The sequence below is a fragment of the Stenotrophomonas acidaminiphila genome (assembly GCA_002951995.1).
GTDB classification, from domain to species: Bacteria; Pseudomonadota; Gammaproteobacteria; order Xanthomonadales; family Xanthomonadaceae; genus Stenotrophomonas; species Stenotrophomonas acidaminiphila_A.
Genome location: CP019797.1, coordinates 2,175,729 through 2,191,367, shown reverse-complemented (window position 1 = coordinate 2,191,367; position 15,639 = coordinate 2,175,729). Strand labels below are relative to the sequence as shown.

General features: G+C 69.4%; 8 protein-coding genes and 2 pseudogenes. 2 read left to right on the top strand and 8 right to left on the bottom strand.

Annotation, left to right across the window (positions count from 1 at the left end; all coding sequences use genetic code 11):
- Positions 1–115: 115 nt before the first annotated feature.
- Positions 116–1,567, bottom strand: a complete 1,452-nt coding sequence (locus B1L07_09835; protein ID AUZ55337.1) for an amidohydrolase — start codon at positions 1,565–1,567, stop codon at positions 116–118.
- Positions 1,568–1,796: 229 nt separating this feature from the next.
- On the opposite strand from B1L07_09835, the gene B1L07_09830 reads away from it, so the two are divergent.
- Positions 1,797–2,678: a LysR family transcriptional regulator gene (locus B1L07_09830; protein AUZ55336.1), complete on the top strand. Its 882-nt coding sequence runs from the start codon at positions 1,797–1,799 to the stop codon at positions 2,676–2,678.
- 113 nt (positions 2,679–2,791) lie between these two features.
- Here the strand turns inward: B1L07_09830 and B1L07_09825 are convergent, their stop codons facing one another.
- From B1L07_09825 to B1L07_09810, 4 genes and pseudogenes are all read right to left on the bottom strand, one after another.
- Positions 2,792–3,961, bottom strand: coding sequence for a cytosine deaminase (locus B1L07_09825; GenBank protein ID AUZ55335.1), 1,170 nt, complete (start codon positions 3,959–3,961; stop codon positions 2,792–2,794).
- A 259-nt stretch (positions 3,962–4,220) separates the two neighbouring features.
- Positions 4,221–6,902: a methionine synthase gene (locus B1L07_09820; protein AUZ55334.1), complete on the bottom strand. Its 2,682-nt coding sequence runs from the start codon at positions 6,900–6,902 to the stop codon at positions 4,221–4,223.
- Complete coding sequence (locus B1L07_09815) at positions 6,899–8,032, bottom strand: 5-methyltetrahydrofolate--homocysteine methyltransferase (protein ID AUZ55333.1); 1,134 nt, start codon at positions 8,030–8,032, stop codon at positions 6,899–6,901. The genes B1L07_09820 and B1L07_09815 overlap by 4 nt, the downstream gene beginning before the upstream one ends.
- A gap of 46 nt (positions 8,033–8,078) precedes the next feature.
- Positions 8,079–9,007: pseudogene (locus B1L07_09810) on the bottom strand (ArsR family transcriptional regulator).
- Positions 9,008–9,213: 206 nt separating this feature from the next.
- On the opposite strand from B1L07_09810, the gene B1L07_09805 reads away from it, so the two are divergent.
- The gene (locus B1L07_09805; protein AUZ55332.1) at positions 9,214–10,362 is read left to right on the top strand and encodes an acyl-CoA dehydrogenase; all 1,149 of its coding nucleotides are present in this window, start codon (positions 9,214–9,216) and stop codon (positions 10,360–10,362) included.
- A 122-nt stretch (positions 10,363–10,484) separates the two neighbouring features.
- On the opposite strand, the gene B1L07_09800 is transcribed toward B1L07_09805, so the two are convergent.
- The 3 genes and pseudogenes from B1L07_09800 to B1L07_09790 form a co-directional block, all read right to left on the bottom strand.
- Positions 10,485–13,652 carry a multidrug efflux RND transporter permease gene (locus B1L07_09800; protein AUZ55331.1) on the bottom strand — a complete coding sequence of 1,056 codons (3,168 nt, stop codon included), beginning with the start codon at positions 13,650–13,652 and terminating at the stop codon, positions 10,485–10,487.
- Positions 13,653–13,682: 30 nt separating this feature from the next.
- Positions 13,683–14,852 (bottom strand): annotated as a pseudogene (locus tag B1L07_09795) (efflux transporter periplasmic adaptor subunit).
- Positions 14,853–14,874: 22 nt separating this feature from the next.
- Complete coding sequence (locus B1L07_09790) at positions 14,875–15,513, bottom strand: TetR family transcriptional regulator (protein ID AUZ55330.1); 639 nt, start codon at positions 15,511–15,513, stop codon at positions 14,875–14,877.
- Positions 15,514–15,639: the final 126 nt, after the last annotated feature.

Genomic DNA, 15,639 nt, shown 5'->3' with positions numbered 1-15,639 from the left:
CTATTGTGCGCCCTGCGCCGCGCCGCGTCCCGCCGTAATGCGCGCGGAAGGCGCTAGCGCCGTCCGCTCGGGGCGGGGCCGGAGCGGCCGCTATAGCGCCGCAGGCATCCGCTGATCAGGGGCTGGCTTCGGCGGTCCAGATGGCGACCTGGGCACGGATTCCGGCGAGCATCGCATCCAGCGCGGCGCGGTCGTAGACGGTGCCGCGCAACACCACCGTGTCGATGCTGCTGGTCGCGGTGATGTCCTGCAGCGGGTTGCGCTCCAGCAGCACCAGGTCGGCGGCCTTGCCGGCGGCGATGGCGCCATAGCGGTCCAGCCTGCCGAACCACGCCGGGCCGTTGCGGGTGGCCGTGGCCAGTGCCTGCGCCGGCGTCAGCCCATGGCGCACATACAGCGCCAGCTCGTTGTGCAGGCCGATGCCGGGATAGTTGTAGGAATTGAGGAAGCCGGCATCGGTACCGGCCATGATGCGCACGCCGGCCTCCTGCAGCAGCGGCAGCACCGCCGCAACCCGGGCGTGGCGCGCGTGCCGCGCCTGGACCTGTTCCGGCGTGGCGCTGGCGGCGCGCTCCACGCGCCAGGCGTAGGTCTTGCGCAGGCCCGGGCCGATGTAGGCCAGGTACGGGTCATTGGCATGCGCTTCGCTGTCGAGGAAGCTGAGGATGCGGCTGCCGTCGAGCGTGGGCGTGACCGCGACCCCGCGTTCGGCGAAGCGGTGATAGGCGGCCAGCGCGGTGGCGCGGTCGAAGCCCTCGTGCAGGCGGCGGCTGGCCTCGGCGCGGTCGATGCGGCCGGCGGCGAAATCAGCGGCGATCCGGGCCTCGTCCGGAACGCCGGCCTGGAACGCGTAGTCCAGGTGCTCGATGGAACTGAGCCCGGCGTCGATGGCCTGGCCGACGGTCAGCGCCATCGGGATGTGGCCCGAGGTGCGCAGGCCGCGCTTGCTCGCCTCGGACACCGCGTACAGGAACAGCTCCGGCTTGAGCGTGCTGTCGGTGATCTTGACGAAATCGACCCGGTCGCGCTGTTCGCGGTCCAGCGCGGCGTCCACGCCGGCCTCGTCGCCGGCTTCCAGGGTGCCCTTCCAGACCGGGGCGATGCCTTCGATCTTGGCGCCGGAGGTGAACAGTTGCGGCCCGAACAGCTGGCCATCGGCGATCTGCGCGCGCCACGCCAGCACCTGCCCGGGCAGGTCGCCGGACGCGTCGCGCACGCTGGTGATGCCATGGGCGACGTACAGCGGCAGCAATGCCTTGTTTTCCTCGACCAGCGCCGGGCCGCCGCCGAAATGCACGTGCATGTCCCACAACCCCGGGATCAGGTAGCGGTCGCGCGCATCGAGCGTTCTGCGCGCGCGCCACTGGCCGGCCAGCGTCGCGTCCGCGCCGACCGCGACGATGTCGCCGCCGCGGATCGCAACGGCCTGGCCGGGCAGGGTGCGGGCGTGCTCGACATCGACCACGGTGGCGTGGCGGATCAACACATCGGCATCCAGGCGTGCGGCCAATGCCGGCGACGCCAGCGCCAGCAGCGAGGAAAGGGCGAAGCGGAGCGTGGTGTTCATTCGGTGCGTTCCAGGGCGGTCGTGGCTGCCCGCACGGCGGGAGGAGAGGGCGGCAGGCACCGGCCGGGCACGCGCCGGGTCGCGGTACGTCAAGCCGATGCGGGGTGGCCGCCGCCTGTCCGGGTCTGCGCTGCGCGCGGCGCCGGGAGCAGCGCGGCGGGCGGGGGTTTGCATGCGCTCCGGGGCGATGCTACAAGCCGGTGCGTCCATCCAGAAATGAAATGTACCGATGGAAAACAGTCCGAAATCGAATAGGGTGCTGTTCGACCTCGATCTGCTGCGCGCCCTGTTGACGGTGGCCGACTGCGGCAGCTTCACCGCCGCCGCCGCGCGCCTGCATTCCACCCAGTCCACGATCAGCCAGAAGGTGCGGCGGCTGGAGGAGCTGGCCGGGCACCGGCTGCTCGACCGTGGCGTGCGCGACGTGCGCCCCACCGATACCGGCGAGACCGTGCTGGGCTACGCGCGGCGCCTGCTGGCGCTGAACGAGGAACTGGGCGAGGCACTGTCCGGCGCGGGGGTGGCCACCACCCTGCGCCTGGGCGTGCCGGAGGATTTCGCCGGCGGCCGCACCACGCACCTGTTGGCCGATTTCAGCCGGCGCCACCCCCGGGTCAAGCTGGAGGTCAGCAGTGGCCTGAGCCGCGCGCTGGCCGAGGGCTACGACCGTGGCGAGCTGGACCTGGCGCTGGTCAAACAGCGCCGCGGCAGCCGCGAGGCGCTTGCGCGCTGGCCCGAGCCGATGCGCTGGATCGACAGCGCGGCCAGCCCCGCGTTCGCGCTGGACCCGGTGCCGCTGGTGGCCTTCCCGCCACGCGGCCTGTACCGCGAGGACATGATCGACGCGATCGAGGCGCTGGGCCGGCGCTGGCGCATCAGTTTCACCAGTTCCAGCCTCGGCGGCATCCAGGCGGCGGTCGCCGATGGGCTCGGCATCAGCCTGCTGCCGGCGCGCACGGTGACACCGGCGCATGTGGTGCTGGGCGTGGAAAGCGGCCTGCCGGAGATCGACAGCATCGAACTAGCGCTGCTGATGCGGCCCTCGGCCGACCCCGAGGTGCGGGTGCTGGCCGACATGCTGGTGGAGATGCTGGCGCAGCCGCAGGCATAAGCGCGCGGAGGCCGTAGGTGCGGGGCTTGCCCCGCACGCAGCCGTCCGGTGAAGCCTCGTGCGGGGCAAGCCCCGCACCTACGGGAGCGGGCGTGCCGCTCCGGGGCGATCGATCAGGCGTCCGGCCCGAGCCGGCCGCGGCGCACGATGCCGCGGCGGCACGGTACCCCGGCCACCGCGGCCGCGGCATTGGGCGCGTCCAGCACCAGGAAGGTGGCTTCGTTGCCCACGGCCAGGCCGTAGCCCTGCAGGCCAAGCACGCGCGCGCCGGCGCCGGTGGCCATCTTCAGCGCCGTGCACAGCTCCTCGTCGGTATGGAACCCGGAGCGGTAGCCCAGCAGCATCGCCCGCTGCAGCATGTCGCCGTTGCCATACGGCCACCAGGCGTCGCGGATGTTGTCGTTGCCCAGGAACACCTCCACGCCGGCCGCGCGCAACTGCCGCACCGGCGGGAACGGGCGGTCGCCCGGGGCATTGGTCATGATCGCCACGCCGGCATCGGCAAGCGTCGTGGCGATGCGCTCCAGCTGCGCGGTATCCACTTCGCCCAGCGCATAGGCATGGCTGACCGCGACGCGTCCGTGCATGCCCAGGGCGCGGCTGCGTTCGGCGATGCGCCGCAACTGTTCGATGCCGCCCAGGCCGGGTTCGTGCAGGTGGATGTCGACCTTGGCACCGTGGCGCTCGGCAATGCCGAACACCACGTCGAGCTGGCCGGTGCTGTCGCCGTCGAGCGTGTCCGGGTCGATCCCGCCGACCACCTGCGCGCCTTCGCGCATCGCCGCGTCCAGCACCTGCGCGGTGCCGGGGCAGGACTGCACGCCGGCCTGCGGGAACGCGACCAGTTCGATGTCGACGATGCCACGCCAGCGCTCGCGCACCGCGTTCACCGCGTGCAGGTGGTCCAGGCCGGTGGTGGCGTCGACGTCGACATGGCTGCGCATCGCCACGGTGCCGAACGCGGCCGCCTGCGCCACCAGGGCGTCGGCGCGCTCGACGATGGAGGGCGCGGCCGCCAGTTCCTGCTTTTCGATGGACAGGCGCTCGCGCAGGGTATGCGCGGGGCGGTGCGGGTGCCAGCGGTCGCCGACGAAGCTCTTGTCCAGGTGGATATGGCCGTCGACCAGGCCCGGCAGCACCAGCTGCCCGCCCAGGTCGATCTGTTCCACGCCGTCGCAGCGCGGCAGGGCCGGGCCGATGGCGGCGAAACGGCCGCCGGCCACGGCCAGTTCCAGCGGCGTACCGTCGGGGCCGATGGCGTTGATGAAGAGCTGGTCGAACATGGCGGTGTCGCGGGGCAGGGGAGCGGGGCCGCCACGATAGGGCCGCCGTCGGCGCGGCGGAAATGAAGTATCGCGATGGGCGGCATTCGCCACGGTGATGGCGGGCTGCCGGCGTCACCGGCCCGTGCACGGAACGCCCGCGCGCAGCTCAGTGCCGTGCGCGGCATGCGCCGCGGGGTGTCGCCCGCGCCATGGCGCCCTGGTGATTCCCGGGCGCAGGCCCCGCACGCGGATGCCGGCGTATCGGCGTGGCGTGCGCTCAATCCGGGTCGTAGTCCAGGTTCGACGCCAGCCAGCGCTCGGCCTGCGCCCGGTCCACGCCCTTGCGCCGCGCATAGTCGGCCACCTGCTCCTTGGACACCCGCCCGACCACGAAATACTGGCTCTGCGGGTGGCTGAAGTAATAGCCGGACACCGCCGCGGTGGGCAGCATGGCGAAGCTCTCGGTCAGCGACATGCCGATGCCTTCGGCGCCGAGCAGGGCGAACAGCGTGCGCTTCTCGCTGTGCTCCGGGCAGGCGGGATAGCCGGGGGCGGGACGGATGCCGACGTACTGCTCGGCGATCAGCGCTTCGTTGTCCAGCGCCTCGCCGGCGGCATAGCCCCAGTAGCCGGTGCGCACGCGGTGGTGCAGGCGCTCGGCCAGCGCCTCGGCCAGGCGGTCGGCCAGCGCCTTGAGCAGGATCGCGTTGTAGTCATCGTGGTCGGCCTCGAAGCGCGCCACGTGCGGCTCGATGCCGATGCCGGCGGTGACCGCGAAGGCGCCGATCCAGTCCTGCCGGCCGCTGTCCTGGGGGGCGATGAAATCGGCCAGGCAGAAGTCCGGGCGCTCGGCCGGCTTGTCCACCTGCTGGCGCAGGAAGTGCAGGGTGGTCTCGCCGTCGGGCAGCGATACCACCACGTCGTCGCCGCGGCTGTTGGCCGGCCACAGCCCGAACACGGCGCGGGCGGTCAGCCATTTTTCCTTGATGATCGTGTCCAGCATCGCGCGGGCGTCGCGGTACAGCGCGCTGGCCTGGGTGCCGACGATCTCGTCGTCGAGGATCGCCGGGAACTTGCCGGCCAGTTCCCAGGCGCTGAAGAACGGGGTCCAGTCGATGAACGGCAGCAGGTCCTGCAGCGGCCAGTCCTCGAACACGTGCACGCCGGGCTGGGCCGGCACTGGCGGAACGTACTGCGCCCAGTCGCAGCGGAAGCGCTGGCCGCGCGCGTGTTCCAGCGACACCAGCCGCTTGGCGTCGCCGCGGTTGCGGTGGCGCTGGCGGATGTCGGCGTAATCGGCGTCGTTGGCGGCGACGAAAGCGCCGCGCAGCTCCGGCGAGATCAGCGACTGCGCCACGCCCACCGCGCGCGAGGCATCCTTCACCCACACTGTCGGCGCGGCGTAATGCGGGTCGATCTTCAGCGCGGTGTGCGCGCGCGAGGTGGTGGCACCGCCGATCAACAGCGGCGTGCTGAAGCCCTGGCGCTGCATCTCGCGGGCGACGTGGCTCATTTCCTCCAGCGAGGGCGTGATCAGCCCGGACAGGCCGATCAGGTCGGCGTTCTCGGCGCGCGCGGTGTCCAGGATCTTCTGCGCCGGGACCATCACTCCCAGGTCGATCACCTCGAAGTTGTTGCAGGCCAGGACCACGCCGACGATGTTCTTGCCGATGTCGTGCACGTCGCCCTTGACCGTGGCCATGACGATCTTGCCGTTGCTCTTGCCGACGTCGCCGGTGCGCAGCTTCTCGGCCTCGATGAAGGGCAGCAGGTAGGCCACCGCCTTCTTCATCACCCGTGCCGACTTGACCACCTGCGGCAGGAACATCTTGCCGGCGCCGAACAGGTCGCCGACCACGTTCATGCCGTCCATCAGCGGCCCTTCGATCACGTCCAGCGGCCGGCTGGCCTGCTGCCGCGCCTCCTCGGTATCCGCCTCGACCCAGCTGTCCAGCCCATGCACCAGCGCATGCGCCAGCCGCTCGCGCACCGGCCTGTCGCGCCAGCCTAGGTCCTCGGCCTTCTTCTCGCCCTTCCTGCCCTTGTAGCGCTCGGCAATCTCCAGCAGGCGTTCGGTACCGTCGCGGCGGCGGTTGAGGATCACGTCCTCCACCCGCTCGCGCAGTTCCGGTTCCAGGTCGTCGTAGATCGGCAGCGCGCCGGCGTTGACGATGCCCATGTCCATGCCGGCGCGGATGGCGTGGTACAGGAACACCGCGTGGATCGCCTGGCGCACGGTCTCGTTGCCGCGGAAGGAGAACGAGACGTTGGACACACCGCCGGACACGTGGCAATGCGGCAGCGTGCGCTTGATGATGCGGGTGGCCTCGATGAAGTCCACCGCGTAGTTGTCGTGCTCCTCGATGCCGGTGGCGACGGCGAAGATGTTCGGATCGAAGATGATGTCCTGCGGCGGGAAGCCGACCTGCTCGACCAGGATGCGGTAGGCGCGGGTGCAGATCTCCACCTTGCGCGCGCAGGTGTCGGCCTGGCCGTCCTCGTCGAAGGCCATCACCACCGCGGCGGCGCCATAGCGGCGCACCAGCCTGGCGTGCTCGACGAACGCCGCTTCGCCCTCCTTGAGCGAGATCGAGTTGACCACGCTCTTGCCCTGCAGGCACTTCAGCCCGGCTTCGATCACGCTCCACTTCGACGAATCGACCATCACCGGGATGCGGGCGATGTCCGGCTCGGACATGATCAGGTTGAGGAAGCGGGTCATCGCCTTCTCGGAGTCGATCAGGCCCTCGTCCATGTTGACGTCCAGGATCTGCGCGCCGCTGGCGACCTGCTGGCGCGCCACCTCCACCGCTTCCTCGTAGCGCTCCTCCTTGATCAGCTTGCGGAACTGCGCGCTGCCGGTGACGTTGGTGCGCTCGCCGACGTTGACGAACAGCAGGTCCGGGGTGATGACCAGCGGCTCCAGGCCGGACAGGCGGGTATGCGACGGGGTGTTCATGCGGCCAGCTCCCGCGACCGCGGCAACGCCCGCGGCGGCACCCCGGCCACGGCCTCGGCGATCGCCTTGATGTGCGCCGGGGTGGTGCCGCAGCAGCCGCCGACCAGGTTCAGCAGCCCGGAGGTGGCGAACTCCTTCAGCGTGGCGGCCATTTCCTCCGGGGTCTCGTCGTACTCGCCGAAGGCGTTGGGCAGGCCGGCGTTGGGGTGGGCGCTGACGTAGCCATCGGACACCTGCGCCAGGGTTTCCACGTGCGGCCGCATGTCGCTGGCGCCCAGCGCGCAGTTGAAGCCGATCGACAGCGGTTGGCCGTGCGCGACCGACGCATGGAAAGCCTCGGCGGTCTGCCCGGACAGGGTGCGGCCGGAGGCGTCGGTGATGGTGCCGGAGATCATCACCGGCAGGCGCCCGCCGCGCGCGTCGAAGGCTTCCTCGATGGCGAACAGCGCGGCCTTGGCGTTGAGCGTGTCGAAAATGGTTTCCACCATCAGCGTGTCGGCGCCGCCGTCGATCAGGCCGTCGATGGCCTCGCGATACGTCGCGCGCAGTTCGTCGAAGCTGGTGTTGCGGAAGCCCGGGTCGTTGACGTCGGGGCTGATCGAGGCGGTGCGGCTGGTCGGACCGAGCACGCCGATCACGAAGCGCGGCTTGTCCGGGGTCTTCGCCTCGATGGCGTCGCAGCATTGCCGTGCCACCTGCGCGCCGGCCTTGTTCAGTTCGTACACCAGGTGCTGCAGGTGGTAGTCGGCCTGGCTGATCGCGGTGGCGTTGAAGGTGTTGGTCTCGACCATGTCCGCGCCGGCCTCCAGGTAGGCGCTGTGGATGCCGGCGATGATGTCCGGCCGGGTCAGCAGCAGCAGGTCGTTGTTGCCCTTCAGGTCATGGCCGCAGCCGGCACCGTGGACGTGCGCCTGCGGCGCTGCCGTGGCAGTGCCGGGCGCGGCCGGTGGCTGGGCGTCGTGGCGCGAATCGAAACCGCCGGCGAAGCGCTGCCCGCGGTAGTCGGCCTCTTCCAGCCCATGGCGCTGGATCATCGTGCCCATGGCGCCGTCGATGACCAGGATGCGCTGCGCGAGGGCCTGCAGCAGCAGGGCGACGCGTTCGGGATGGAGCCAGGGGAGGGCGTGCATGGGCGGACCGTGGGCTGGAATCGGGGGCGAGGGCGGGTATGCCGGCTCAGGGGCGGTGGGCGATCAGCGAGATCACCTCGAAATGCGGCGGGCGCTTCTCGCGGGTGACGGTCTCCAGGCTGGATACCTCCAGCCCGGCCTTCTCGACGAACCTGCGCAGCTCCTTGCCGGTGAAGCCCAGGTTGACGTGGCCGTAGGCTTCCACCGCCACCTTGTGCTCATGGCGGGCCAGGCTGCACAGCATCAGCCGCCCGCCCGGGCGCAGCACCCGCGCGCCTTCGGCCACGGCCTTGGCCGGGTGGCTGGCATAGGTGAGGGCGTGCATCAGCACCACCAGGTCGAAGCTGCCATCGTCGAACGGCAGCTGGTGCATGTCGCCCTCGCGCACTTCCACGTTGGGCAGCTTGCGCAGGCGTTCGCTGGCCGCCGCGACCACGCGCGCGCTGGTGTCGATGCAGACGTAGCGCTGCGCATGCGGGGCCAGCAGTTCGGCCAGCACGCCGTCGCCGGAGGCGATGTCGAGCACGTCGCCGGTTTCCAGCAGCGGCAGCGCGCTGCGTGCCAGCGCCTCCCAGGTGCGTCCGGGCGAGTAGTGGCGTTCCATGTCGCCGGCCACACTGTCGGCCCAGTTCTGGTCGGCCGCGCGCATCGCCAGCACCGAGGGCACCCGCTCGGCGTCCTGGCGCAGCAGCGGGTCGTCGCTGCCGTTGCTCAGCGCATGCCACAATGCGCGCTGCGCCGGATCCAGCGCGGCGTCGTCGAAGCGGTAGTAGGCCGATACCCCGCGCGGCGGTCGCGGACCAGCCCGGCTTCCTTCAGCCGGGCCAGGTGGGTGGACACGCGCGGCTGCGCCAGCGTGGTGATGGCCGACAGCTCGGCCACGGTCAGCTCTTCCTGTTCCAGCAGCGTCAGCAGGCGCACGCGGGTGGCGTCGGCGAACACCTTCAGGCGGGTCGACCAGTCTTCCAGATCCATAAATATCTACCTATCGAGATAGAGAGATATTTTGCTGCTGCGGCGCGGCAGGGTCAAGGCGCGGCCCGCGTGGGCCGGGCGAACGGGCGTGCAGGTCGACGTGAATGGCGCTGCCCACCCAGCGCCGTCTGCCGCGGGCAGCCCCCTCTTTGCCGGTCACGGCAACAGTTACAATCGCAACTTCGTAATGCCCTGGGAGGGGTGTAGTGGATTTCAGCTTTTCCGACGAACAACTGATGCTGCAGGACGTCGCCCGCCGCATCGCCCAAGAGAAGATCGCGCCCAGCGCCGAGCACCACGATGCCACCGGCGAATACCCGCTGGAGAACATCCGCCTGCTCGGCGAGAACGGCCTGATGGGCATCGAAGTGCCGGTCGAGTACGGCGGTGCGGGCATGGACCCGGTGTCCAGCGTGCTGGCGATCATCGAGGTGTCCGCCGCCGATGCCGCGCACGCCACGATCATGTCGGTCAACAACTCGCTGTTCTGCAACGCCGTGCTCAGCCACGGCAGCGAGGAACAGAAGCAGCTGTACGTGCGCGCGATCGCAGAGGGCCGCGAGATCGGCGCCTTCGCCCTGACCGAATCGCAGTCCGGCTCCGACGCCACCGCCATGCGCTGCCGCGCGGTGAAGCAGGCCGACGGTTCCTACGTGATCAACGGCCAGAAGAGCTGGATCACCTCCGGCCCGGTGGCGCGCTACATCGTGCTGTTCGCGATGACCGACCCGTCGCAGGGCGCGCGCGGCATCACCGCCTTCATGATCGACACCACCCGCCCGGGCTTCGGTCGCGGCAAGACCGAGCCCAAGCTCGGCGTGCGTGCGTCGGCGACCTGCGAGATCGAGTTCCAGGACTACGTGGCGCGCGCCGAGGACGTGATCGGCGCCGAGGGGCAGGGCTTCAAGATCGCCATGAGCCTGCTCGATTCCGGCCGCATCGGCATCGCCGCGCAGGCGGTGGGCATCGCCCGCGCCGCTTACGAGGCGTCGCTGGCCTACGTGCGCGAACGCAAGTCCTTCGGCGCGCCGATCGGCAGCTTCCAGATGATCCAGGCCAAGATCGCCGACATGAAGTGCAAGCTGGACGCGGCGCTGCTGCTGACCCTGCGCGCGGCCTGGACCAAGGCCCAGGGCAAGCGCTTCTCCACCGAAGCCGCGGTCGCCAAGCTCACCGCCTCGGAAGCGGCGATGTGGATCGCCCACCAGGCCGTGCAGATCCACGGCGGCATGGGCTATTCGAAGGAAATGCCGCTGGAGCGCTACTTCCGCGACGCCAAGATCACCGAGATCTACGAAGGCACCAGCGAGATCCAGCGCCTGGTCATCGCCCGCAACGAAACCGGCGTGCGCTGAGCGGCAGCGGACGCCGGGCGGGCCTGGTGTAGCCGGAGCAGGTGGTCCAGCCGCCGTTTGAGAAAAAGAGAAGCCCCGGCAATGCCGGGGGCTTCTTCGTAGTTTCAGGATCGACGTCCTTATCAACGATCCTGCTGCACCGTACGCACCTTGTGCTGCTCGATGAACTGCCTGGACGGCTCGTCCAGCTTGTCGCCGAGCACGCGGCGTACGGTGACGAAGAACAGCGGGATCAGCAGCACGCCGATGACGGTGGCGAACAGCATGCCGCCGATGACGCCGGTGCCCAGCGAGTGGCGGGCGTTGGCGCCGGCGCCGGTGGAGATGGCCATCGGCAGCACGCCCAGGATGAACGCGAACGAGGTCATCAGGATCGGCCGGAAGCGCAGGTGCGCCGCTTCGATCGCAGCCTCGCGCAACGTCTTGCCGGCGGCGCGCTGTTCCACCGCGAACTCCACGATCAGGATCGCGTTCTTCGCGGCCAGGCCGATCACCGTCACCATGCCGATCTTGAAGTACAGGTCGTTGGGCAGGCCGCGCAGCAGCGAGAACACCACCGCGCCGAGGATGCCGACCGGCACCACCAGCAGCACCGAGACCGGGATCGACCAGCTTTCGTACAGCGCGGCCAGGCACAGGAACACCACCACCACCGACAGCACCATCAGCAGCGCCGCGGCATTGCCGGCCAGGATTTCCTGGTAGGACATGCCGCTCCAGTCGTAGCCGAAGCCGTTGGGCAGGTCGTTGCGCACCAGGTTTTCCATGGTCGCCATCGCCTGGCCGGAGCTGCCGCCCGGGGCCGGCGAGCCGACGATGTTCACCGCCGAGTAGCCGTTGTAGCGGCTCAGCGCCGGCGGCGCGTAGATCCACTCGGACTTGACCACGGTGCTGAGCGGGATCATCGAGCGCTGGCCGTCGGCGTCCTTGCTCAGCGAGCTGGGCACGTAGTAGCTGCGCAGCGATTCGGGGCCGGTGCGGTAGGCGGCATCGGCCTGCATGTTCACGCGCTTGATGCGGCCGCCGTAGAAGAAGTCGTTGACGTATACCGGCGCCAGCATCATCTGGATCGCGGTGTAGACGTCGTTGACCGACACGCCCATGGCCTGGGCCTGCACGCGGTCCACCTTCAGCTGCAGCTGCGGCGAATTCTCGAGGGTGTTGGGGCGCACGCCGACCAGCGACTTGTCGGCCGATGCCGCGCCGATGAGGGTGTTGCGTGCCTCCATCAACGCCTCCTGGCCGGCGCCGGCGCGGTCCTGCAGCCACATGTCGAAGCCGCCGAACTGGCCCAGGCCCTGCACCGTGGGCAGGTTGACGAAGAACACCTGCGCGTCCTTGATGCCGACGAACGCCTTGCCGTTCATCTTCTGGATGAACTCCGGCGCGGTCTCCTCGCGCGCGTCCCAGTCCTTGAGGCGGATGAAGGCCATACCGACGTTCTCGCCGGAACCGACGAAGCTGAAGCCGGTGACCTGCATCATGCCCTCGAACGACGGGTCGTCCTTCATCATCCCGTACAGCTGGTCGAACACCACCGTGGTACGGCTCTTGGTCGCGCCCGGCGGCAGCTGCACGATGGCCAGCGCATAGCCCTGGTCCTCTTCCGGCAGGAAACTGCCGGGCAGGCGGGTGAACAGGAAACCGCACAGCACCAGCAGCAGCGCGAACACCATCAGCCAGCGCGGGCTGTGGCGGATGACGCTGCCGACGCTGCCGACGTAGCTTTTTTCCAGCTTGCCGTAATAGGTGTTGAAGGTGCGGTAGATCCAGTTCGGCCGTTCATTGTGGGTCGGCTTCAGGAACGCCGCGCACAGGGCCGGGGTGAAGCTCAGCGCCAGCAGCGCCGAGAAGCCCATCGACATGGCGATGGTCAGCGCGAACTGCTTGTAGATCTCGCCCGAGGCACCGGGCTGCATGGCGCTGGGGATGAACACCGCCGCCAGCACCACGGTGATCGCCACCACCGCGCCGGTGATCTGGCCCATGGCCTTCTGCGTGGCCGGTTTGGGGTCGAGCTTGTCCTCGCTCATGATGCGTTCGACGTTCTCGATCACCACGATCGCGTCGTCGACCACGATGCCGATCGCCAGCACCATCGCGAACAGGGTCAGCTGGTTGATGGTGAAGCCGATCGCCAGCATGCCCATGAAGGTGCCGAGCAGGGCCACCGGGATGACCAGGGTGGGGATGATCGTCGCGCGGAAGTTCTGCAGGAAGATCAGCATCACCAGGAACACCAGCACGATGGCTTCCACCAGCGTGTGCACCACTTCCTTGATCGAGATGTTGACGAAGGTGGTGCTGTCGAACGGGGTGAACCAGCTCACCCCGGGCGGGAAGCTGGGGGCCAGGTCGTCCATCTTGGCGCGTACCGCCTTGGACACGTCCAGGGCGTTGGCGCCGGGCAGCAGCTGGATGGCGAAGGCCGCCACCGGCTTGCCGTTGTAGCGGGTGTCGAAGCCGTAGTTGGAGGCGCCGAAGGCGACGCTGGCCACGTCCTTGAGCCGCACCACGCTGCCGTCGGCGTTCGCCCGCAGAATGGTGTTCTCGAATTCCTCCGGCGTGCTGTAGCGGCCCTCGGCGGCGACGGTGGCGGTGAACGCCTGGCCGTTCGGCGCCGGGTCGCCGCCCACCGAACCGGCGGCGAACTGCAGGTTCTGGGTGCCGATGGCGTTGTACACGTCGGTGGCCGACAGGTGGTAGCCCTGCAGCTTCTCCGGGTTGAGCCAGATGCGCATGGCGTACTCGGAGCCGAACTGCTGGGTGCTGCCGACGCCCGGCACGCGCGAGATCTGGTCCAGCACGCGCGAGCCGACGATGTCGTTGAGCGCGTCGCGGTCCACCGAGCCATCGTCCGAACGCACGCCGATGGCCATCAGGAAGCCGGCGTTGGCCTTGGCCACCACCACGCCCTGCTTGGTGACTTCGGATGGCAGGCGCGGGGTCGCCAGGGCGACCTTGTTCTGCACCTGCACCTGGGCGATGTCCGGGTCGGTGCCGCTGTCGAAGGTCAGGGTGATGGACACGCGCCCGGTCGAGGACGAGGACGAGCTGAAGTAGACCAGGTTGTCGATGCCGGTCAGCTGCTGCTCGATCACCTGGGTGACCGATTTCTCCGCGGTGGCGGCGCTGGCGCCCGGGTAGGTGGCGCTCACGGTGACCTGCGGCGGGGCGACGCTGGGGTAGGACTCCACGCCCAGGTTGAGGATCGAGATCACGCCGCCCAGCGAGATCAGGATGGCCACCACCCAGGCGAATACCGGGTGTTCGATGAAGAATTTAGGCATGGCGGGTTCCCGTTTCCCTTACTTGGCCGGCGCCGGCGCGGCGGCTGCGGGCTTGGCGGCGGGCTGGGCCGGGCCCGGCTGCCACGGCGAGGGCTTGGCCGGCGCGCCCTCCTTGACCTTCTGCACACCGGAGACGATCACCCTGTCGCCGGCGGCCAGGCCGGAGGAAACCAGCCAGCTGCCGTTCTGCTGGCCGTCCAGCGCCACGTCCTTGCGTGCCACGTTGCCGTCCTTGCCCACCACCAGCACGTACCCGCCGCGGGTGTCGCGCAGCACCGCCTGCTGCGGGATCAGGAAGGCGTTGTTGCGCTCGCCCAGGTTGGCCTTGAAGCTCACGAACGAACCCGGCAGCAGGCTGCGCTCGGGGTTGGGCAACTGCGCCCGCAGCGAGACCGCGCCGGTAGCCGGGTCGACCGTGGTCGCCGAGAAGTCCAGCGTGCCCTGGTGGGCGTACGGGGTGCCGTCGGGCAGGTTCACCTGCACCGTGGTCTTGCCGTCGCCGGCCAGGGCCACCGCGCCCTTGTCCTGGGCGGCGCGCAGCGCGCTCAGTTCGTCGGCGGTCATCGAGAAATTGACGTACAGCGGGTCGATCTGGTCGACCGTGGTCAGCAGCGTCGCCTCGCCCTGGCCGACCAGCGCGCCTTCGGTCACCTGCTGCTTGCCGGCCACGCCGGCGATCGGCGCGGTGACATTGGCGTAGCCCAGGCTGATGCGGGCGCTGGCCACGGCGGCCTGCGCCTGCTGCACGGCCGCCGCGGTGGTGCGCTCGGCGGCCTCGGCGTTGTCCAGGTCGGACTTGGATACGTAGTTCTGCGGCGCCAGCGAGCGCGCGCGTTCGGCGGTGGTCCGGGCGTTGGCGTGGCTGGCGCGGGCCGCCGCCAGCGCGGCTTCGGCTGAGGCCAGCGTGGCGCGCAGCGGCGCCGGGTCGATCTGGAACAGCAGCTGGCCTTCCTTCACCGCGCTGCCTTCTTCGTAGGCGCGCTTGAGCAGTACCCCGGACACCCGTGCGCGCACGTCGGCCGAGCGGAACGGCGACAGCCGGCCGACCAGTTCGCGCTGCAGCGGAAGTGTCTGTGGCTTGGCTTCGATGACCCCGACATCCGGCGGCGGCGGGGCGGCCTGTTCCTGTGGCTTCTTGCAGGCGGTCAGGCCCAGGGCCAGGGCACCGGTCAGGGCGAGGATGCGCAGCGGGGAGGTCATCGGGAAACTCCGGAGGTTGTTTTCAGCGGGTGCCGGGGATGCCGGCCGGCGGCGCCGGGAAGGCGCGCAGGAAGGCATCGACGGCGAATTCGGCCCACCGGCGGCGCAACTCGGGGGCGTCGCGGTGGGGAGCGTGGAACCGTTGTCGTTCGAAATCCTGACCAGCGATCATGCTTATTAACATTTCAGCCATGAAATGCGCATCGTCATGGATGATCCGGCCGCGCGCCATCTCGGTTCGCATCCATTCAGCCAACTGGTCGCGCACCACGTCGGCGCTGTCATGGTAGAGCGCGCGGGCCTCGTCGCGGAATTCCAGGGTACTGCTGGCGATCACCTGCGCGGCCTGGCGCACGCGTGGCTGGTTGCGGTGCTCCAGGTAGTGCACGGCGAAATCCAGCAGTACGTCGCGCAGCGGGCGTTCGTCGCCGGCGGCCAACGGCGCGGCGGCGACGCTGGCGTGGCGGCGCATCGCCAGGCTGAGCAGCTCGCGCTTGCTGCCATAGCGGCTGTACAGGGTCTGCTTGGAACAGCCGACGTAGGCGGCCACCGCGTCCATGCTCAGGTGCATGCCCTGGGTCGCCAGCAGCTCGCGCACGGCGTCGAACACGCGCTGGTCGCGCGCTTCGGCGGGCCTGGATCGGGAACGGGTGGGATGCACGATTTGGACTATACCGTCCAGTTTACAATTGGTAAAGCAGCGCGGAAATGCGCTTTTCCAGCTTGGCCGTGGTTCGCGCGGAGAAATGCATTTGTTGCCTTTTTGTTGTTTTAATTCAGTAACTTG